This window comes from Bacillus sp. FSL W8-0645 (genome assembly GCF_038007905.1).
In the GTDB taxonomy this organism is placed as follows: Bacteria; Bacillota; Bacilli; order Bacillales; family Bacillaceae; genus Bacillus; species Bacillus pumilus.
Genome location: NZ_JBBOYC010000001.1, coordinates 2,737,762 through 2,758,380, shown reverse-complemented (window position 1 = coordinate 2,758,380; position 20,619 = coordinate 2,737,762). Strand labels below are relative to the sequence as shown.

The following is a 20,619-nucleotide window of genomic DNA, read 5'->3' as shown; positions in this document are numbered from 1 at the left end:
TTGAAGAATGAACGTTTTTTATAATGCAGAAGGTGTAGGCGACACACTCCTTATTTCATTGAAAGATGTGACGAGAGAAGAAGTAGGTCATGAGACGTTTGGAGATGTCGTAAGAATCTTCAATCAAGAAACAAAAGAAACAACAGGTTTTAATATCTTCAATGCGTCCACTTACATGAAAATTGAAGAAAACGGATCTGTACCGCTTTCTGAAACACTTGTTCAAGATATCAACGAAATTTTAAACCGCAATGGTGTCAGTGAAACGTTGACTGTGGATCTATCACCAAAATTTGTTGTCGGTTATGTAAAGGAAAAAGAAAAGCATCCGAATGCAGATAAATTAAACATTTGCCAAGTGGATGTTGGCGATGAAACATTACAAATCGTGTGCGGTGCACCTAACGTTGATCAAGGTCAATATGTCGTGGTTGCAAAGGTTGGGGCAGTGATGCCAAGCGGTTTAATCATCAAAGATGCTGAGCTAAGAGGTGTTCCATCAAGCGGAATGATTTGTTCAGCAAAAGAATTAGATCTTCCAGACGCGCCTGCTGAAAAAGGAATTCTTGTTCTAGAGGGAAGCCATCAAGCTGGCGAACCCTTTCAAGCATAACCTCCCATAAACGGGCACATCAGAGCGAAGATTGTGTTATACCAAAAGTCACTAAGTACGTACTTAGTGACTTTTTTTCATCTACAGACAGCACAAATAGCAAAGAGCGGCACTTTTCTCGCTTTTCTGCATGAAAAAGCAATGGTATACTAAAAATCGCCCAAGAAAACGTAAGGGGAGTTAAAGTGAGTGATAAATGATGAGTTGGTTAGATAAATTTTTTAGTGTATTTTTAGGAGAAGAAAAGAAAGAAGAAAAAGCTGTGAGACCTGAGGAAGGTCCAGTTGCACCAAAGCAGCCAGTTTTTGAACAGCATAAAGAATATAAAAAAATTGAAGATACAAAAGTCTATTATGAATATCCGACAGGCAACTTCCGCTTTCCGCTCGTTCCAGATGAACCTCAGCGTGACGGAGTAAAGCAGGAAAGAAGACGCCCAAAGCAAGGCCAGCCAAATGCTAAGCAGAAGACCTATGAGTCAAAACAAACGGTTCAGCCTGACATGAATAAAAAGCCATTCAAACCAGAGCAAATTCCATCACCGATCTATGGCTATCATCAGGATATGCGGCCGAAACGAACAGAGTCGAAAGAAGAATCATCTTCTGTTCAAATGAAAGCAGCAGAAACAGCGCAGCGTGTCACCCTGTTATCAGAAGAGGCAGAGCGTGAACGAAATGTCAGACAGCAAATGAACATTCCATCAATACGGAAAGAAAATCGTATGGAAGAAACAGTTCCAGCGCCAGCAGAAGAAAGAGTGGACATGCAAACAGACGTGACCCCGCTTACTTTGCAAGAGGAGCTCGCTTATCACGATCACGTTCAATCAACGATGGAGCGTTTAAATGACGAGCCTTTCATTCAAACAGAGGAAAAAGAGCCAGCCTTTTCTGAGCCTCAAGACCACATTGAAGCTGACTTACATCATCAGCAAACCGAAGTATATCACAAGCCGCCGGTAGAGTCTGAGCCTGTACAGGATGTTTCCAGTGAAAACGAAGAAATACAAGACAAACCGGTAGAACAGTTTGTAGATCATACTCAGGAAATAGAAATAGAACCGTTGACATTCGAAACAGATGAAGACACGCATTCCGCTATTGAAATGGAAGTAGACATACCGGCAGAAGAAGTAGAGGTACTAGACGTCATCTCAGCAGAATCAGTCGAGGATATAGAAGCTGATTCCTTAGAAGACCATCAAGAAGAAGTGCCAGCGGCAGCATTAGAAGAAACAGAGCCAGTTGCCGAGCATGATCTGCAAGAAGAGCAATTGATAGAAGAAGCGGAAATAGTAGAAGATCAAGTGATGCCAATAGAACAAGAAGCAGACGATGAGACCGCTACTGAACGAGTAGAACCTGTCATAGAGCAGCAAGAAAAGCAAGAACAAGTGCATGAAGTGATGGAAGAAAAACCGAAACAGGCATCTCCTCAGCCACAACGTACAAGTGGACAAACCTCAACGGTTCCTTTTAACGTCATGATGTTAAAAAGTGATCAGCGCGTGCAAGGACAAAAGAAAGCAGCAGATGCCCAAGGATATGTGTTTCCAAGCCTCGCCCTTTTAGACGTACCTCCAGCTCAAAAAGAAGAGGACGGGACATGGGTGAAAGAGCGAGCAGAGCTACTCAATGCCACGCTGAAAAATTTCAATGTCAGAGCAAGTGTTGTTCATGTCACGCAAGGCCCTTCTGTGACAAGGTTTGAAGTACATCCAGAACCAGGGGTCAAAGTGAACAAAATCACGAACCTGTCAGATGATATTAAACTCAGTTTGTCCGCAAAGGATATTCGAATTGAAGCACCGATTCCAGGAAAGAACACGATCGGGATCGAAGTGCCGAACCTTCACAGCAAAATGGTTTTCTTACGAGAGATGATCAGAAGCAGTGCGTTTAGAGACAATCCATCTCCTTTAACAGCAGCACTCGGATTAGATATCTCAGGACAGCCTGTTGTCGTTGATTTGCAAAAAATGCCGCATGGCTTAATTGCTGGAGCAACAGGTTCAGGAAAAAGTGTCTGCATCAATACCATTTTAGTGAGCTTAATGTTTAAAGCATCACCAGATGAAGTGAAAATGCTGTTAATCGACCCTAAAATGGTCGAATTAGCGCCGTATAATCATATTCCGCATCTCGTGAGTCCTGTTATCACTGATGCTAAGACAGCGACAGCTGCTCTGAAATGGGTAGTGGATGAAATGGAAAGACGCTACGAGCTGTTTGCGCACTCTGGTGTGAGAGAAATCAAACGATTCAATGAGCTTGTCAAAGAAAAACAAATGGGTGAAAAACTACCTTATCTTGTCGTGGTGATCGATGAGCTCGCTGATTTAATGATGGTCGCACCAAATGAAGTCGAAGAAAGCATTTGCCGAATCGCGCAAAAAGCAAGAGCGTGCGGCATTCACTTATTGATTGCGACACAAAGACCTTCTGTAGATGTCATCACAGGTCTGATTAAAGCCAATATTCCAACAAGAATTGCTTTCTCTGTCTCAAGTCAGGTAGATTCTAGAACGATCATCGACATGGCAGGTGCAGAAAAGCTTCTCGGAAAAGGAGACATGCTCTTCTTAGAAAATGGCTCCGGCAAGCCTACGAGGCTGCAAGGGAACTTTGTATCAGACCGCGAGATCGATCAAGTGGTGGCACATGTGAGGAAACAACGCAAGCCGGTGTTCCTTTTCGAACAGGAGGAATTAATGCTCCAAGGCTCTGCGATTACAGATGAAGACGAATTGTTTATGGATGCCTGCCGTTTTGCCATTGAGCAGAATAGCGCTAGTACATCGAGTTTGCAGAGAAGATTTAGAATTGGCTACAATCGTGCAGCCAGATTGATCGACATGATGGAACGCGAGGGCATGATCTCTGGTGCAAAAGGCAGTAAGCCAAGGGAAGTCCTCATGACACTGAGTGACTTAGAACAGCTGATCTAAACAAACCACTTCATTTTTTTCATAAACATGGTATGATAGCACATAGGTGCAATTTTGGAATTGGACGCTTTTCGCATGCCTGTCAGAACGCTTTTTTATGTAAAATGAGCGAAAGCAGGTGTTAGAAATAGGAAAGTTGTCGGATACTAATCATAGTTAATATTGATTAGAATAGGAAGATCGGAAAAAAATCTTTATTTGGAGCTGCGATCTGTGAGCCGCTAGAGACGAAAATCACAAGTTGCAAATTGAAATGAGCGTCATATACTGTAAGTCAGATAGACGTTTGTTGGAGGTACAATTATGACTGTTTATCATTTTGTTGGAATAAAAGGGACAGGTATGAGTCCACTGGCCCAAATTCTTCATGATACTGGGTATACTGTCCAAGGATCGGATATCGAAAAACATATCTTTACACAAAAAGCATTAGAAGAGAGAAATATTAAAATTCTTCCATTTGACCCAGATAATATTCAGCCAGGGATGACCGTCATTGCAGGTAATGCATTTCCTGATACACACCCTGAGATTGAACGCGCCCTTTCTGAAGGGATTCCTGTCATTCGTTACCATAAATTCCTTGGAGAATACATGGATACATTCACAAACGTTGCGATTACTGGTGCTCATGGTAAAACGTCAACAACAGGTCTGCTTGCCCATGTGATGCAATCAGCGAAACCAACTTCATACTTAATCGGTGATGGATCTGGTATGGGGAAAGAAAACAGCGAGTATTTTGTATTTGAAGCATGCGAATACCGCAGACACTTCCTCAGCTATCATCCAGACTATGCGATCATGACCAATATTGATTTTGATCATCCTGATTACTTCTCGGATATTGACGACGTGTTTGATGCGTTTCAAAACATGGCACTTCAAGTGAAAAAAGCCATTATCGCTTGCGGTGATGATGAGCATCTGCCTAAGATTCAAGCGAAGGTACCTGTTGTGTACTACGGTTTCAATGAAGAAAATGATTTTCAAGCACGCAATGTTGTGAAAAACACGGAAGGCACTACATTTGATGTCTTTGTACGAAATACGTTTTATGATACCTTCTACATCCCTGCCTATGGAAATCATAATGTCCTTAATTCATTAGCTGTGATTGCATTATGTCACTATGAAGCCATTGATGTAGAGCTCATCAAAGGGGCACTCACGACATTTGGTGGTGTCAAACGCCGCTTTAATGAAAAAGTAGTCGGTGAGCAGGTTTTAATTGACGACTATGCCCATCACCCAACGGAGATTGAAGTCACAATTGAAGCAGCACGCCAAAAGTATCCAGACCGTGATATTGTCGCTGTCTTCCAGCCACATACCTTCACACGTACACAGCAATTCTTAAGTGAATTTGCTGATAGTCTGAAAAAAGCGGACTATGTATACCTATGCGATATTTTCGGTTCAGCCCGTGAAAACATTGGGAAGCTGAGTATTGAAGATTTACGAGAAAAAATCCCGCAGGCCCAATTGATTGCAGAAGAAGATACATCTGTGCTGAAAGCGCACAAAGATGGGATTTTGATCTTTATGGGAGCAGGAGACATTCAAAAATATTTGCGTGCTTATGAAAAAGTCGCTGTATAAATACTTAAACGAAAAGTGCCGTTTTGATCGGCACTTTTTTTATTTTGAATAAAATGTGACAAAGGGGCTAAATGTGTCAAGAACTGCTGCTTTTTTTCATTCGCTGTGGACAGGAATTAGCCAATAAGTGTAGAATTATTAATCAATCGGTCATTCTAGGCGATGTTTGAATGATACAACGAGAGGGTATTGAATTAAATATGCCCGCAACAAAGGAGGTATCAGATGATTATTATTCTATATCTAAGCGTTGCACTGATCGCAATTGCTTTCCTCATTCTTGTCATCTACTTGTCCAAAACATTAAAATCCTTACAGCTGACATTAAAGAATGTTGCATCAACTTTAGAAGGTCTTGAAGGTCAGATGCAAGGGATCACCACAGAGACAGCACAGTTGCTACATAAGACGAATCAGCTTGCTGAAGATATTCAAGACAAATCGGCAAAACTCAACACAGTTGTGGATGCGGTGCAGGGAATTGGCGGCTCGATCAACCAATTTAATACAAGCATAAAGCAGGCAGCTGGTGCGGTTTCTTCATCCGTTGAACGAAATCAAGAAAAAGTCACGGATGTGGTAAGCTGGAGTAACGCAGCACTTGAAATTTATAAAAAGTGGAAACAGCGTAAACACCAAAAATAAACCATTTTCGCATAGGAGGAATAATCATGAGCAAAGACGGAATCAATAGCAAAGACTTTTTGATCGGAACACTTATTGGTGGCATAGTTGGTGCAACAACAGCATTATTCTTAGCGCCGAAGTCAGGGAAAGAGCTTCGCGATGATTTGAACAACCAAGCGAATGCTTTAAAAGACAAAACAGATCAACTCACAACAGATGCAAAGGAAAAAGGCACTGAATATGTGACGATTGCGAAAGATAAAACGTCTGAATTATCTCAGCTGGTGGCAGAGCAGTCAAACCAAATTTTAGACAAAGTGAAAGACATAAAAGAACGTGCAGCTGGAAAAGCTAATCATGTGAAAAGTGAAGCAGAAGATGCGGCAGCTGATCTAGCAAGTGAAGCAGAAGATGTAGCAGATGAAGCCAAAGTACGAGCACAAGAAGCGAAATCAGAAATTGAAGATGGCATTAAAGATGTCAAAGAAAAAGTAGAACAATCAACTAAAGGCTAACTCTTACTGCACAGAGTGAAGAAGGAGAACATCATGTCAAAACAACTCATTGAAACAGAAGAACAGTTTGATCAACTAACGAATCAAGATGGGACCTTTGTCTTTTTTAAGCACAGTTTGACATGTCCGATCAGTCAAGCGGCTTTTCAAGAGTTTGAAGCATTTGCGTCTGCACATGAAGACGTGCCAACTTATTTCTTGCAAATTCAAAACACAAGAGAGCTTTCATCCTATGTGACAGAAAAGTCAGGGGTAAAGCACGAAAGTCCTCAGGCACTCGTCTTTAGCGGTGGAAAAGTAAAATGGCATGCATCCCACTCAAGCATTACAAAAGAAGCGCTTGAACATAATGTGTAGAAGAAACGTCAGCAATTGCTGACGTTTTTTTGATAAAAAAAGGTTTACTTCAATCAAAACTATGCTATAATCTTACACATAATACTTTATCGCTTAAAAGCGTTTGGGTAATAAAGAAAATTTTCGTGACAATTCCGAAATCTTTGTTTATAATAAACCCTATCATGAGAGAATGAAAAAAAAAAGCGAGAACAGGCAGAGGAAAGGATGACAAAAATGAGCAACAATGAACTAGAACAATTGAGACAGCAGGCAGATGAACTAAATCTTCAAATCTTAAAACTGATCAATGAAAGAGGAAGCATTGTAAAAGAAATTGGAAAGGCGAAAGAAGCGCAAGGTGTCAACCGTTATGATCCTGTCAGAGAGCGCACAATGCTGAACCAAATTCTTGAAGCAAATAATGGACCATTCGAAAACTCAACAATTCAGCATATTTTCAAAGAGATTTTCAAAGCAGGCCTAGAGCTTCAAGAAGATGACCACAGCAAAGCACTTCTTGTTTCTCGTAAGAAAAAATCGGAAAATACAATCGTGAACATCAATGGAGAAGCGATCGGTGATGGGAAACAGCGTTTCATCGTTGGACCATGTGCTGTTGAAAGCTACGAGCAAGTCGCAGAAGTGGCGGCAGCAGCGAAACAGCAAGGACTAAAACTACTTCGCGGAGGTGCATTTAAACCACGCACAAGTCCATACGATTTCCAAGGACTTGGTGTAGACGGTCTGAAAATTCTAAAGCGTGTAGCGGATGAATACGGTCTTGCTGTCATTAGTGAAATCGTCAATCCTGCTCATATTGAAGAAGCGATTGAGCATATCGATGTCATCCAAATTGGTGCACGAAACATGCAAAATTTCGAGCTATTAAAAGCAGCCGGATCTGTGAAGAAACCAGTTCTTTTAAAACGTGGTCTTGCAGCGACTATTTCAGAATTCATCAATGCAGCTGAATACATCATCGCCCAAGGAAATGACCAAATCATCCTTTGCGAGCGCGGTATCCGCACATATGAAACAGCGACAAGAAATACACTAGATATTTCTGCTGTGCCAATCTTGAAACAAGAAACACATTTACCAGTCTTTGTTGATGTGACGCACTCAACTGGACGTAGAGATCTTCTCCTTCCAACAGCGAAAGCAGCTCTTGCGATTGGAGCAGACGGTGTCATGGCAGAAGTGCATCCAGATCCATCTGTTGCTCTATCTGACTCAGCGCAGCAAATGGACATTCCTCAATTCGAAAAATGGTTAGATGCGTTAAGACCACTTGTCAACATTCACGCATAATCATAGATAGAAAAGCCGCCGGATGACTGCCCGGCGGTTTTTCTATGGATAAAATACGATGAAGATTGGGAATGAAAGGAAAAGAGCACATTGCAAGCTTTAAAAGTGCTTGTTCACAATGTTTTCATTTTTAAAATTCAATAGAATCTGCTAAGATCGTTGTCATAGCTGACGTTCTCGACGATTTTTCATGAAATATGATTCAATTTACAGGTAACAAGCTCATTAAAGTTTGTTTAATTTAGTTATAAAAAGAAAGGGAACGTTTTCATATGGTGAAAAAACGTGTATAATTTCATAAAAGAATGTCATTTTGATGTAGATTGAAAAATTATGTGTCTCTTTTCATCGTTTTAATGACAAATAGGATATTATTTTCCTCGTATCTGACATGTCTCTATCCAATTGGTGAATGCTATAGATATGAAGTGTATTTGAAGGAGTGATTTATGTGAATAATGTTACAATATATGATGTAGCAAGAGAAGCAAATGTAAGTATGGCAACGGTATCACGCGTAGTGAATGGGAATCCGAATGTAAAACCAACAACAAGAAAAAAGGTACTTGAAGCGATTGATCGCCTTGGCTATCGCCCGAATGCTGTGGCGCGAGGCCTTGCAAGTAAAAAAACAACAACGGTTGGGGTCATCATCCCTGATATTTCTAGTATCTTCTATTCGGAGCTTGCTCGCGGAATTGAAGATATCGCCACAATGTATAAGTACAACATCATTTTGAGCAACTCAGATCAAAATACCGATAAAGAGCTCCATCTTTTAAATACAATGCTAGGTAAACAAGTAGATGGAATTGTCTTTATGGGTGGAAATATCACAGATGTGCTTGTTGAAGAATTTAAGCGCTCTCCTGTGCCAATTGTTCTTGCTGCATCTGTTGAAGAGCAGGCTCAAACACCATCTGTCAACATCAACTACGAGCAAGCGATTTATGATTCAGTTCAGCTTTTAGTTGAAAAAGGACATAAGCGAATTGCCTTCGTATCTGGCCCAATGTCAGAACCGATTAACTCTATGAGAAAGCTTGCAGGCTATAAGCGTGCGCTTGAAGAAGCGGGCATCGCATTTGACGATGCGCTCGTCGCTGAAGGCGATTATTCGTATGATTCTGGAATTGAATCACTTGCTCACTTGCTTGAGCAGTCTGACAAGCCGACAGCTGTTATTGCGGCTACGGATGAAATGGCGCTAGGTGTCATTCATGGAGCACAAGATAGAGGCGTATCCATTCCTGAGGATTTAGAAGTGATTGGTTTTGATAACACGAGACTTTCTCTCATGGTGCGTCCTCAGCTGACAACTGTTGTTCAGCCGACGTATGATATTGGTGCTGTCGCAATGAGACTGCTGACAAAGCTGATGAACAAAGAGCAAGTGGATGACCAAATTGTGGAACTTCCACACAGAATTGAAGAAAGACAATCAACAAAATAAAACGAAAAAGCAGGCTTACACATCAGTGAATGCCTGCTTTTCTTATGCATTTTTCTTTTCTCTTCTAACGGGCATCAGTGCTTTTTCTACAGTTTGAGCATTTTTTTCTGTGATTTCTGCTTTTCTTGGGATCGGTGGATATAAATCGTCAGGATCTCCCCATGTGGATGGGAGGGTGACAGGCGATTGTTTATGCCAAGCCTGAACCCAGTCCTGAGGCAGTTCATCAGGCGGGGTAATGCCTTTCATTTCAAGCCAAATCCGGCTCCACGCCCTTGGCACGACACGCCAAATATCATATCCTCCTCCGCCGACAGCGATCCATTTGCCATCACAATATTGATGCGCTAACTCATGGGCAAGTCTAGGAATTTCCTCATATATTTTCATGGTGGCAGATAAATGGGTTAACGGATCATAGTAGTGTGCGTCTGCACCGTTTTGCGTCAAAATCACATCTGGTTTAAAAAAAGCAGCAATTTCAGTCACTGCTGTTCGGTATGCTTCAAGGAACGATTCGTCTTCTGTAAATGCATCAAGCGGAATATTGTAGGCGTAGCCATAGCCTTTATCATGACCTCTTTCCTGTACTTGTCCAGTTCCAGGGAACAAATAGCGTCCCGTTTCATGAATTGAGACTGTACAAACCTCAGGGTCGTCATAGAAACTGAATTGTACACCATCTCCGTGATGGGCATCCGTATCAATATACAAAATTCTTGCACCGTATGTCTTTTGAATATATTGAATCGCCACTGAGCTGTCATTATAAATACAGAAGCCAGATGCACGCCCTTTAAACCCGTGATGAAGTCCCCCGCCAAGATTCAGTGCATGCTGCGAGTGTCCCATCATTACTTGGTCAACGGCTGTGAGTGTCCCGCCAACAAGGAGAGAAGCTGCCTCATGCATACCTGCAAACATCGGGGTATCCTCCGTGCCAAGACCGTAGCGCTCCCCCTCTGCTGTAGAGAGCTTTCCTTCACTAGCCCGCTGCACAGCTTGAATATAATCGGCTGTATGGACGAGCTTTAATTCCTCAAGGGTCGCCATACGCGGTGCGACGATCTCATCATTTGTTAACGCCTTCATTTTTTGAAGCATGTCATATGTTAAGTAGACACGAAGCTGATTGAAGGGATGGTCTTGGTGAAACTGGTACGTTTGAAAAGAGGGTGAAAAAACAAAGGTCGCTTCCTTCATTTGATCGTCTGCTCCATAGGCCACAGCACCTTATAGCCTTTTGCACGAATCAGCTTCGTCACATGATCTGCATGCATGGTTTGAAGGCGGAAGACGAGTACTTTAGATGATTCATTTGCATGCGGATACACAAGCACACTCAGCATTTGAATATGCTGCTCCTTTAAAATGGTCGTAATGTCAGCAAGACCTTCTGTCATTTGGTCCACTTCTACCTCTAAGTGTGACCCAGGCTGATCTGCACCTGTCAGTCTGACAAACGTACGAAGCAAATCAGTCTTTGTGATAATGCCTACAAGCTTGCCGCGTCTCACTACTGGAAGGCAGCCAATTCCGTGTTCAAAAAAGACACTAGAAATCTCTTCAACGAAATCAAGCGGATGAGCAGTAATCGTCTCTAATACCATGATCTCTTCAACAGGCCGCTGAATAAAGAGCTTCCTTTTTTCTGTTTCAAATATACTTGGACTGGCATTTTTAATATCTCGATCTGTCACCATCCCAATGACAGAACCTTGATCAGATACGATCGGAATATGCCGAATGTGATGTGCACTCATTTTTTTTATGGCTTCTTCAATCGTATCGGTTTTTCGCAGCGTGATCACATCACGCTCCATAATTTGTTCAATCATCATTGTTTACCAATCCCCTTTGCCAAAAAAACGAATTGAACGTTAATACATAAAGCGTTGATGGAAGCGAAGACGATCGAAGCGCTCAATCGAATCAGGATTCACATTTTTCCCGATTCTGGCCATTAAACAATTGGCTGGATGTGAGCTGATCTCTGGTTCGTCTGTTGCAAACCAAACAAGACCGCCTGCGTTCATCATTTTCTCCATCATCTTGCGGTACTCCCACACGTTTTTCTTTGTCCCCTTTAAATCCCAATGCCAGTAATATTCAGTTGTAATAATGATATAATTCTCCATTTGCTCATCCATCATGCTCACATCAAGTAAATGCTTACCAAGTGAGCAGCCTCTAAATGGAGGAGCGACCTCAATCGCGCCAAGCTCGATTAAATTGTCCATGTTGCCCTCTGACCAGCGCTCAAGCGGATCAGGATATAAATACGTGACATAGCCGACAACAAGCTCATCCACTCGTGCAATGATAATACGTCCTTCTGGAAGGTCTGCTATTTCAACAAGTGCTTGTTTCTGTTCCTCTGGCGTGCGAAATGCCGTTAGGCCTTCATGAAACGTATAGTTCGCAAGCTCTGATGCAGGTACCGGACCTTCAATAAGGATGGTACCTGTTTCTCGCTCAATGGTTTTTGAATAATAAGTTTTAGGATGCTCCACGTATCCACCGCCTCAAATTCTAGTGAGTCGTCTCTATTTTATCTTAAAACCTGCAAGAATTAAAACGGTTTCACTATAAGTTTTTTAAAAATTGAGAAAAAAAGTCATCTATACTATAATGGTCATTGTAAACGTATGCAAAGGGGGACTGTTTGATGAAAGTGGAAACGCTACCATCAGTAAAAGGAAACTATCATTTAAATGATTATGAGCAGGCATACAAAGAATTTTCATGGGAGGAAGCAAGAAAAAACTTCTCATGGTATGAAACAGGAAACATAAATGCAGCCTATGAAGCGATTGACAGACATGCGGACTCGTTTCGTAAGAACAAGGTGGCGCTTCACTACAAAGATTCACAGCGGGATGAAAAGTATACGTTCAGGGATATGAAAATCAACACAAATAAAGCGGGAAATCTATTCAGAGAAAAGGCGCATGTGCAAAAAGGGGATCGCGTATTTATCTTTATGCCAAGATCACCTGAGCTCTATTTTCTTCTGCTTGGCGCAGTTAAAATTGGTGCGATCGTTGGCCCGTTATTTGAGGCATTTATGGAAGGTGCGGTCAAAGACCGTTTAGAAAATAGCGAGGCGAAGGTCATTGTGACAACGCCGGATCTGCTTGAACGAATTCCGTTTGCAGAGCTTCCAAAACTTGAATCCGTCATCATTGTCGGCGGTGAAAAGGAAGATATCGATGGCGTTCGGACAATCCATTATGAAGAGGCTTTTGCGCAGGCGGCGAAGGACCTTGAAATCGAATGGATGGATGAAAAAGACGGCTTTCTGCTTCATTACACGTCAGGGTCGACAGGTACGCCAAAAGGTGTGCTGCATGTCCATGGTGCAATGGTGCAGCAAGACCAGACTGGTAAATGGGTGCTTGATCTGAAAGAAGACGATGTCTACTGGTGTACAGCTGACCCAGGCTGGGTAACAGGCACAGTGTACGGCATTTTTTCACCGTGGTTAAATGGGGCGACGAATGTCATTTTAGGCGGCAGATTTAACCCTGATACGTGGTATGAAACGATTGAATCACTAGGTGTGACCGTTTGGTACAGTGCACCGACCGCCTTTAGAATGCTAATGGGGGCAGGAGATGACCTCATTCAAAAATATGATCTCAGCTCGCTCCGTCATGTGTTAAGTGTAGGTGAGCCTCTTAATCCAGAAGTCATCCGCTGGGGAGATGCTGTATTTGGCAAACGAATTCATGACACTTGGTGGATGACTGAAACCGGTGCTCAGCTGATTTGTAATTATCCATGCATGGACATTAAACCAGGCTCAATGGGAAAACCGGTTCCAGGCGTAGAAGCTGCGATTGTGGATAATGCCGGAAATGAACTTCCGCCATATCGGATGGGCAACCTCGCCATCAAAAAAGGCTGGCCGTCTATGATGCATACGATCTGGAACAATCCTGAAAAATATGAATCTTACTTTATGCCGGGAGATTGGTATGTTTCAGGAGATTCAGCTTATATGGACGAAGACGGATACTTTTGGTTCCAGGGACGTGTCGATGATGTGATCATGACATCAGGAGAGCGGGTCGGTCCTTTTGAGGTGGAAAGCAAACTGGTCGAACATCCAGCCATTGCAGAGGCTGGTGTCATTGGAAAACCAGATCCGGTCCGCGGTGAAATTATTAAAGCATTCATTGCGCTTAGAAGCGGGTATGAGCCGACAGATGAGCTAAAAGAAGAGATTCGTACGTTTGTGAAAAAAGGACTCGCTGCACATGCGGCACCGAGAGAAATCGAGTTTAAGGACAAACTGCCTAAGACGCGAAGCGGAAAAATTATGAGACGTGTGCTAAAGGCGTGGGAACTGAATTTACCGGCTGGCGACCTATCGACAATGGAAGATTAATTTTTTTCATCAGTTGACTTGATATCAAAAGTATGTTTAAAATGGCATTAGTTGAATATGTAAAGGTTTTGACTGAGATTCAGTAGAATCATCTTTCCCTGTCCAAGAGAGCTGACGGCTGGTGCGAGTCAGTACAAAGAGATATTCGAATTACCCTCACGAACCGCTTTTACGAAAAGGAGCATACGTGCTGCCCTGATTAGTGAAAGAACGGATCTGTCCGTTATCAGTGTAAGTGAAAAGATGTGATTTGTTGTCTTTTAAGCAGGGTGGTACCGCGATATATATCGTCCCTTCGTTCATTCGAAGGGGCGTTTTTTATGTTAAATTGTAAAAAAGGAGAATGAAATATGAGTCAATTGATGGAAGAGTTATCGTTCAGAGGATTAATTCAGCAGCAAACAGATGAAGAAGGTTTAACAAAATTATTATCGGAAGAAAAAATTAAGCTTTACTCCGGTTTTGACCCAACAGCGGACAGCTTACACATTGGTCACCTATTGCCAATTTTAACATTACGCAGATTCCAGGAAGCAGGCCATCACCCGATTGCCCTCGTTGGCGGCGCAACTGGACTAATTGGCGACCCTAGCTTCAAAAAAGCAGAACGTTCACTAAACCCAGCAGAAATCGTCGAACAGTGGTCAGATAAAATCAAAGGACAGCTCTCACAATTTCTTGATTTTGAAGCAGGCGAGAACCCAGCCGTTATCGTGAATAACTACGACTGGATCAGCCAAATGAATGTCATCACGTTCCTTCGTGATATTGGAAAAAACTTCGGTGTGAACTTCATGCTGGCAAAAGATATCGTCAGCTCACGGATTGAGACAGGGATTTCGTACACAGAGTTCAGCTACGTCATCCTGCAATCTTTAGACTTCTTAAACCTTTACAGAAATGAAAACTGTAAGCTGCAAATTGGCGGTAGCGACCAGTGGGGAAATATCACATCTGGACTTGAGCTGATCCGTAAGTCTGAAGCAGAAGGGGCAAAAGCATTCGGTTTAACGATGCCGCTTGTCACGAAAGCAGATGGCACGAAGTTTGGTAAAACAGAAGGCGGCGCCATCTGGTTAGATAAAGAAAAAACATCTCCATATGAATTCTACCAATTCTGGATCAACACAGATGACCGTGACGTCGTGAAATACTTAAAATACTTTACGTTCTTATCGAAAGAAGAGATCGCATCGTACGAAGAAAAAGTGCAAACAGCACCTGAAAAACGTGAAGCACAGCGCCGTCTAGCAGAGGAAGTCACGACACTTGTACATGGCCGTGAATCACTAGAACAGGCAGTCAACATCTCAAATGCGCTATTCAAAGGCGAGATTAAATCTCTTTCAGCCGAAGAAGTCAAAGTAGGCTTTAAAGATGTTCCATCAATGGAGAAAAGTAGCACAGAAGAGTTAACACTTGTCGATGTCCTTGTGGAATCAAAGCTGTCACCATCAAAACGTCAAGCACGTGAAGACATCACAAATGGGGCAGTTTCCATTAACGGAGAGAGACAAACTGATAAAGACTATGTCCTTTCAGCTGAAGATAGAATTGAAAACCAATTTACTGTTTTAAGAAGAGGGAAAAAGAAATACTTCCTTGTGAATTACAAATAAGAACGATGTGCAGCCGGCTGCGATAACCGGCTGCTTTTTTTATGCAACATGAGAGATGAGTGCTCTGTTAAGAGTCTATTAGACGTTAAAAGAGACTTAGTCTAGTCTTTTGGCATTGGCGTTTTAGAAAGTCAAAGGTGCTTTTTCAGTAATTATTTTCTATAAAATAAAGCAACAAACAGTGCCTTGTTCACTTTTCTGACATATTTTTCTTGTATAAAATAGAGTCGAATAAGATGAATTAGGGGGAATGAAAGTGATTTGTTTTAAGAAAAAGAGTTTGCAAATTCTTGTTGCCCTTGCCTTAGTGATAGGTTCAATGGCCTTCATCCAGCCGAAAGAAATCAAAGCGGCTGAGCACAATCCGGTTGTGATGGTGCATGGTATGGGAGGAGCGTCTTACAACTTCGCTTCGATTAAAAGTTACTTGGTCACACAAGGCTGGGATCGAAATCAATTATTTGCTATCGATTTCATAGACAAAACAGGGAATAACCGCAACAATGGCCCGCGTCTATCTAGATTCGTCAAAGATGTGCTAGGCAAAACAGGTGCCAAAAAAGTAGATATTGTGGCACATAGTATGGGCGGAGCGAACACGCTATACTATATTAAGAATCTAGACGGCGGTGATAAAATTGAAAACGTCGTCACACTTGGTGGAGCGAATGGACTCGTTTCACTCAGAGCATTACCAGGCACCGATCCAAATCAAAAAATTCTTTATACATCTGTCTATAGCTCAGCCGATATGATTGTTGTCAACAGCCTCTCGCGTTTAATTGGCGCAAGAAATGTCCTCATTCACGGCGTTGGTCACATCAGTCTATTAGCTTCAAGCCAAGTCAAAGGGTATATCAAAGAAGGACTGAACGGCGGGGGCCAGAATACGAATTAAAGGAAAAATGAAAAAAGACAGCGAAATGTGCTGTCTTTTTTTGTTATCTGTGTAAAAAAGTTTATTTTTTAAATTTAATTAATCTAGAGAGAGATAATGACCTATTTCGAAACATCATTATCATTAGAATAGTAGGTGTTTTAAACTCTATAATGGCTGTTTGCTTTAATTTTTAGTTTGAGAATATAAATATAATGTTAACACAATGAAGAATACAACTTTTATCTCAATAATTGATTGGAAAAGGATGTTATAGTATGTAGATGTTGGGGGGAGCTATATGAATTTATGTGCTTCATTTTTGATTGAAAAAGTTCAATCTTAATATTACACGTGAAAGTTAAAATACTATAATTTAAAGGGGATATAATGAGAAACAGAGTATTCTTTAAAAAAACAATTTTTATTATGGTAGCATTATTTTTGGGTTTTTCCGTTGTTGCTTCACCAATCGCAACTGCCAAAACAAATTCAAATGAAACAAATGTGAATTTACTAGCTAAAGATTTAGAGTTTTTAATGGAGAGAGCTAGTATATATGATCAAAATAATCAATTGATTGGTTTTGATTTTGAGAAATTAAGAAATAGATTTGGAGATAAAAAAGAATTTAAAATTTTAGAAAATGAAATAAATAAAAACGGAATTAAGATAGAAAAATCTTCAGATTTAAAGACTCAGGCTGCTAAAGGAACCTGGGGCGATTGTATGATTGATTCATTAAAGGATCATTTTGGTGTGGCAATGATAGAAGTGGCTTTAACTGGTGGTCTCTGGGGCTATCTAGAAAAGAAGGCTTATAAAGAAGCTGCTAAGCTTTTGCTGAAGATTGGAATTGGTGGAAATGTTATCGGTTTAGTAGCTTTCCTTACTTGGTATTCAGCTAAATGCATGGAGGGAAGAGGGCCGTGGGCATAGTAAGTTGGTAATTCATCGGCTTAATATAAAAGGAGGAAAAAATGATACAAAAACTAAAGTTATATTTCTTAGGATATTTTTTTTATTTCCCATTATCATTTTTCATCATCTATATCATATGGATGTTTATGATTAAATCAGCTAAATTATTTGATGTTATTTCTAACAGTACGTCAATCATTGGAATTTATTATATAATTGCCAGTGTGTTCTTTGTTTTTTTACTTCAAACCAAATTTAAAGATGTTAAGTAAAGTGAAAATAAAAAGAAGCTAGTAAGTCTGCATATGTCTTCTAGTTTCTTTTTTCAATTTAATTAAAGCATGTACAAATGGATCACCATTCCCTACACTATCTATATTGAACGAGAATCTTCGGAGGTGAGCGTTTGTGCAAACGAGTCAAAAGGCTTTGATCATTGTCGATGTACAGAAGGCGTTCGAGCATGAAAAATGGGGAGAACGTAATAATCTAGAGGCAGAGAAGAATATTAGCCGTCTATTAACGTTTTGGAGAGAGAAAGGCTGGAAAGTGATTCATATTCAGCATACAGCTGACAATCCGGATTCTTTATTTTATCCGGCAAATGAAGGGCATTGCTTCAAAGGTATCGCCAAACCGCTAGATGATGAAATGGTGATACAAAAGAAAGCCAACAGCAGCTTTATAGGCACAAACTTAGAGGAACAACTAAGATCAAACGAGATCGACACTGTTGTAATCGCAGGATTAACAACACCGCACTGCGTATCTACAACAACAAGAATGAGCGGCAATCTAGGCTTTGATACATTTCTCATTTCTGATGCATCTGCTGCCTTTGGACTAACAGATCAAAACGGTACATATTATGATCCCGAAATGATTCATCGGCTATCACTTGCTACATTGCATGATGAATTTGCTACTGTCATGACAACAGAGCAATTGATTAGTGATTTGATGGAAAAATAAAAAATCACACTTGAGAGAAACATGGAACAAAAGATCCTCTAGAATTCTAGGGGATTTTTTTTATGATAGAATTTATGGATTTGAACAGTTTCTAGTCATCATGAAAAAAATAGACAAATTTAGCGCAAAATTCAATCAAATTTTCATAAAAGGCTTTTGTCAGAGTCTAGCAAATGATGTTGATTCTACGCTTATCTTTATTCTTTGGAGATTTAACTTATCTGCACGTATTTATAGATGTAACATATCTATAATGATAAAGGAGATGAATAACTGATGGGTTGTGATAAGTATAAAAAATGCCCTAAATGTAAACAGAAACTATCAAAATCAAATTGTTGCATCATTTGTGAAACAAAAGTAATTGTAGGACGAAGAGGATTACGGGGATTACGAGGGGTTCGAGGAGCCACAGGAGCGACCGGTCCAACAGGTGCAACAGGCACGGGTACAGGAGCAACGGGAGCAACGGGTGCCGCAGGAGCTACAGGAGCCACAGGTCCAACAGGTGCAACGGGAGCCACAGGAGCGACCGGTGCAACGGGAGCAACGGGTGCCGCAGGAGCTACAGGAGCCACAGGTCCAACAGGAGCAACAGGAGATACGGGTGCCACAGGAGCGACCGGTCCAACAGGAGCAACAGGAGATACGGGTGCCACAGGAGCGACCGGTCCAACGGGTGCAACAGGAGCAACGGGTGCCGCAGGAGCGACCGGTCCAACGGGTGCAACAGGAGCAACGGGTGCCGCAGGAGCTACAGGTCCAACAGGTGCAACGGGAGCCACAGGAGCGACCGGTCCAACGGGTGCAACAGGAGCAACGGGTGCCGCAGGAGCTACAGGTCCAACAGGTCCAACAGGTGCAACAGGAGATACGGGAGCTACAGGAGCGACCGGTCCAACGGGTGCAACAGGAGCAACAGGTGCCGCAGGAGCCACAGGTCCAACAGGAGCGACCGGGGCAACAGGAGCAACGGGTGCCGCAGGAGCTACAGGTCCAACAGGTGCAACGGGAGATACGGGAGCCGCAGGAGCAACGGGAGCCACAGGAGCAACGGGTGCCGCAGGAGCTACAGGTCCAACAGGTGCAACGGGAGATACGGGAGCCACAGGAGCAACGGGTGCCGCAGGAGCCACCGGTCCAACAGGTGCAACAGGAGATACGGGAGCCACAGGAGCGACCGGTGCAACAGGTGCCGCAGGAGCCATAGGTCCAACAGGTGCAACAGGAGATACGGGAGCTACAGGAGCGACCGGTGCAACAGGAGCAACGGGTGCCGCAGGAGCTACAGGAGCGACCGGTCCAACAGGTGCAACAGGAGCAACGGGTGCCGCAGGAGCCACCGGTCCAACAGGTGCAACAGGAGATACGGGAGCCACAGGAGCGACCGGTGCAACAGGTGCCGCAGGAGCAACAGGAGCAACCGGTCCAACAGGTGCAACAGGAGATACGGGAGCAACAGGAGCAACCGGTCCAACGGGTGCCACAGGAGATACGGGAGCCACAGGAGCGACCGGTGCAACAGGAGCCACAGGAGCGACCGGTCCAACAGGTGTAACAGGAGATACGGGAGCCACAGGAGCCACAGGTGCAACAGGAGCAACGGGAGCCGCAGGAGCAACAGGAGCGACCGGTCCAACAGGTGCAACAGGAGCCACCGGTCCAACGGGAGCCACAGGAGATACGGGAGCAACAGGAGCAACAGGAGCAACAGGAGCAACAGGAGCAACCGGTCCAACGGGTGCAACAGGAGATACGGGAGCCACAGGAGCAACGGGAGCCGCAGGAGCCACAGGAGCAACGGGAGCAACAGGAGCAACGGGTGCCACAGGAGCAACGGGAGCCGCAGGAGCAACAGGAGATACGGGAGCAACAGGAGCAACGGGTGCCACAGGAGCCACAGGAGCAGGGCTAGCTGAATTTGCATATGTATACAATCTAAGTGCTGAAACAGTAGCTTTAGAGGCCCCGGTGATTTTTGACTCAACTGGAATTATTACTTCTGGTATTACACATGCCCCTGGAACTTCTCAAATTATAGTCACCAATCCAGGAAACTACGAGGTTACTTTTTCAGTTTCTGGCGTAGAGCCAAATCAATTTACCCTATTTGTAAATGGAGGTCCTGTGACGAACACAGTTTATGGGTCAGGAGCTGGTACTCAACAGAATAACGGTCAGGCAATCCTCGCTCTAGCAGCGGGTGACACGCTTACTCTTGTAAACCATACTTCCGCAGCAGCAGTTACTCTTCAAACCCTAGCAGGAGGGACTCAAACAAACGTGAATGCTTCTATTATTATTAAAAAATTAGACTAACTTAAATATGTAGAAATGCTTTTAGAAGTTTTGTCTGGTGCTCGTCTTGTGTATTGTCTGTTTTCTATATATGTTTTAAATTCATTTGTTCATAGAAGAATGCAGAAA

17 protein-coding genes and 1 other annotated feature are annotated in these 20,619 nt (G+C 42.6%); of the genes, 14 read left to right on the top strand and 3 right to left on the bottom strand.

The features are described 5' to 3' along the window. The first annotated feature begins 7 nt into the window (after nucleotides 1-7). The 8 genes from ytpR (at nucleotide 8) to ccpA (ending at nucleotide 9,410) form a co-directional block, all read left to right on the top strand. The gene (gene ytpR / locus NST39_RS14135; protein ID WP_044142204.1) at nucleotides 8-613 is read left to right on the top strand and encodes a YtpR family tRNA-binding protein; all 606 of its coding nucleotides are present in this window, start codon (nucleotides 8-10) and stop codon (nucleotides 611-613) included. Between the two features lie 196 nt (nucleotides 614-809). Further along, on the top strand, nucleotides 810-3,563 hold the full coding sequence (locus tag NST39_RS14130) for a DNA translocase FtsK (RefSeq protein ID WP_341028918.1): 2,754 nt from the start codon (nucleotides 810-812) through the stop codon (nucleotides 3,561-3,563). 303 nt (nucleotides 3,564-3,866) lie between these two features. Further along, nucleotides 3,867-5,165: a UDP-N-acetylmuramate--L-alanine ligase gene (gene murC / locus NST39_RS14125; RefSeq protein ID WP_065098618.1), complete on the top strand. Its 1,299-nt coding sequence runs from the start codon at nucleotides 3,867-3,869 to the stop codon at nucleotides 5,163-5,165. A gap of 225 nt (nucleotides 5,166-5,390) precedes the next feature. Further along, the gene (locus tag NST39_RS14120) at nucleotides 5,391-5,810 is read left to right on the top strand and encodes a DUF948 domain-containing protein (RefSeq protein WP_024424855.1); all 420 of its coding nucleotides are present in this window, start codon (nucleotides 5,391-5,393) and stop codon (nucleotides 5,808-5,810) included. A gap of 26 nt (nucleotides 5,811-5,836) precedes the next feature. Further along, nucleotides 5,837-6,307 (top strand): YtxH domain-containing protein, encoded by a 471-nt coding sequence (locus NST39_RS14115; RefSeq protein ID WP_341028915.1) that lies wholly within the window; start codon nucleotides 5,837-5,839, stop codon nucleotides 6,305-6,307. A gap of 33 nt (nucleotides 6,308-6,340) precedes the next feature. Continuing rightward, nucleotides 6,341-6,664: a bacillithiol system redox-active protein YtxJ gene (gene ytxJ, locus NST39_RS14110; protein ID WP_003217729.1), complete on the top strand. Its 324-nt coding sequence runs from the start codon at nucleotides 6,341-6,343 to the stop codon at nucleotides 6,662-6,664. Between the two features lie 216 nt (nucleotides 6,665-6,880). After that, nucleotides 6,881-7,957 carry a bifunctional 3-deoxy-7-phosphoheptulonate synthase/chorismate mutase gene (locus tag NST39_RS14105; protein ID WP_268485218.1) on the top strand — a complete coding sequence of 359 codons (1,077 nt, stop codon included), beginning with the start codon at nucleotides 6,881-6,883 and terminating at the stop codon, nucleotides 7,955-7,957. Nucleotides 7,958-8,408: 451 nt separating this feature from the next. Next, complete coding sequence (gene ccpA / locus NST39_RS14100; RefSeq protein ID WP_034665514.1) at nucleotides 8,409-9,410, top strand: catabolite control protein A; 1,002 nt, start codon at nucleotides 8,409-8,411, stop codon at nucleotides 9,408-9,410. Nucleotides 9,411-9,452: 42 nt separating this feature from the next. On the opposite strand, the gene NST39_RS14095 is transcribed toward ccpA, so the two are convergent. From NST39_RS14095 to NST39_RS14085, 3 genes are read right to left on the bottom strand one after another with little or no spacing between them, the layout of a single operon-like run. Further along, complete coding sequence (locus NST39_RS14095) at nucleotides 9,453-10,613, bottom strand: acetoin utilization protein AcuC (RefSeq protein ID WP_341028913.1); 1,161 nt, start codon at nucleotides 10,611-10,613, stop codon at nucleotides 9,453-9,455. Continuing rightward, complete coding sequence (locus tag NST39_RS14090; protein WP_044142210.1) at nucleotides 10,610-11,251, bottom strand: CBS and ACT domain-containing protein; 642 nt, start codon at nucleotides 11,249-11,251, stop codon at nucleotides 10,610-10,612. Before NST39_RS14090 ends, NST39_RS14095 begins: the two co-directional genes overlap by 4 nt. Before the next feature lie 39 nt (nucleotides 11,252-11,290). Then, a complete protein-coding gene (locus NST39_RS14085) occupies nucleotides 11,291-11,923 on the bottom strand; it encodes a GNAT family N-acetyltransferase (protein ID WP_044142211.1) in 633 nt (210 codons plus the stop codon). Nucleotides 11,924-12,078: 155 nt separating this feature from the next. Between NST39_RS14085 and acsA the strand changes: the two genes are divergently transcribed. From acsA to NST39_RS14055, 6 genes are all read left to right on the top strand, one after another. Then, nucleotides 12,079-13,803: an acetate--CoA ligase gene (gene acsA / locus NST39_RS14080; RefSeq protein WP_044142212.1), complete on the top strand. Its 1,725-nt coding sequence runs from the start codon at nucleotides 12,079-12,081 to the stop codon at nucleotides 13,801-13,803. 59 nt (nucleotides 13,804-13,862) lie between these two features. Next, nucleotides 13,863-14,101: a binding site (T-box leader), on the top strand. 52 nt (nucleotides 14,102-14,153) lie between these two features. After that, entirely contained in the window at nucleotides 14,154-15,422 is a 1,269-nt protein-coding gene (tyrS, locus tag NST39_RS14075; protein WP_106065767.1) for a tyrosine--tRNA ligase, read from the top strand. A 319-nt stretch (nucleotides 15,423-15,741) separates the two neighbouring features. Continuing rightward, nucleotides 15,742-16,320 (top strand): esterase/lipase family protein, encoded by a 579-nt coding sequence (locus NST39_RS14070; protein ID WP_376699985.1) that lies wholly within the window; start codon nucleotides 15,742-15,744, stop codon nucleotides 16,318-16,320. Between the two features lie 369 nt (nucleotides 16,321-16,689). Then, nucleotides 16,690-17,238, top strand: a complete 549-nt coding sequence (locus tag NST39_RS14065; RefSeq protein ID WP_341028910.1) for a hypothetical protein — start codon at nucleotides 16,690-16,692, stop codon at nucleotides 17,236-17,238. 390 nt (nucleotides 17,239-17,628) lie between these two features. After that, on the top strand, nucleotides 17,629-18,192 hold the full coding sequence (locus NST39_RS14060) for a cysteine hydrolase family protein (protein WP_341028907.1): 564 nt from the start codon (nucleotides 17,629-17,631) through the stop codon (nucleotides 18,190-18,192). A 276-nt stretch (nucleotides 18,193-18,468) separates the two neighbouring features. Then, nucleotides 18,469-20,511, top strand: a complete 2,043-nt coding sequence (locus tag NST39_RS14055; RefSeq protein WP_341028906.1) for a collagen-like protein — start codon at nucleotides 18,469-18,471, stop codon at nucleotides 20,509-20,511. Nucleotides 20,512-20,619 lie beyond the last annotated feature (108 nt).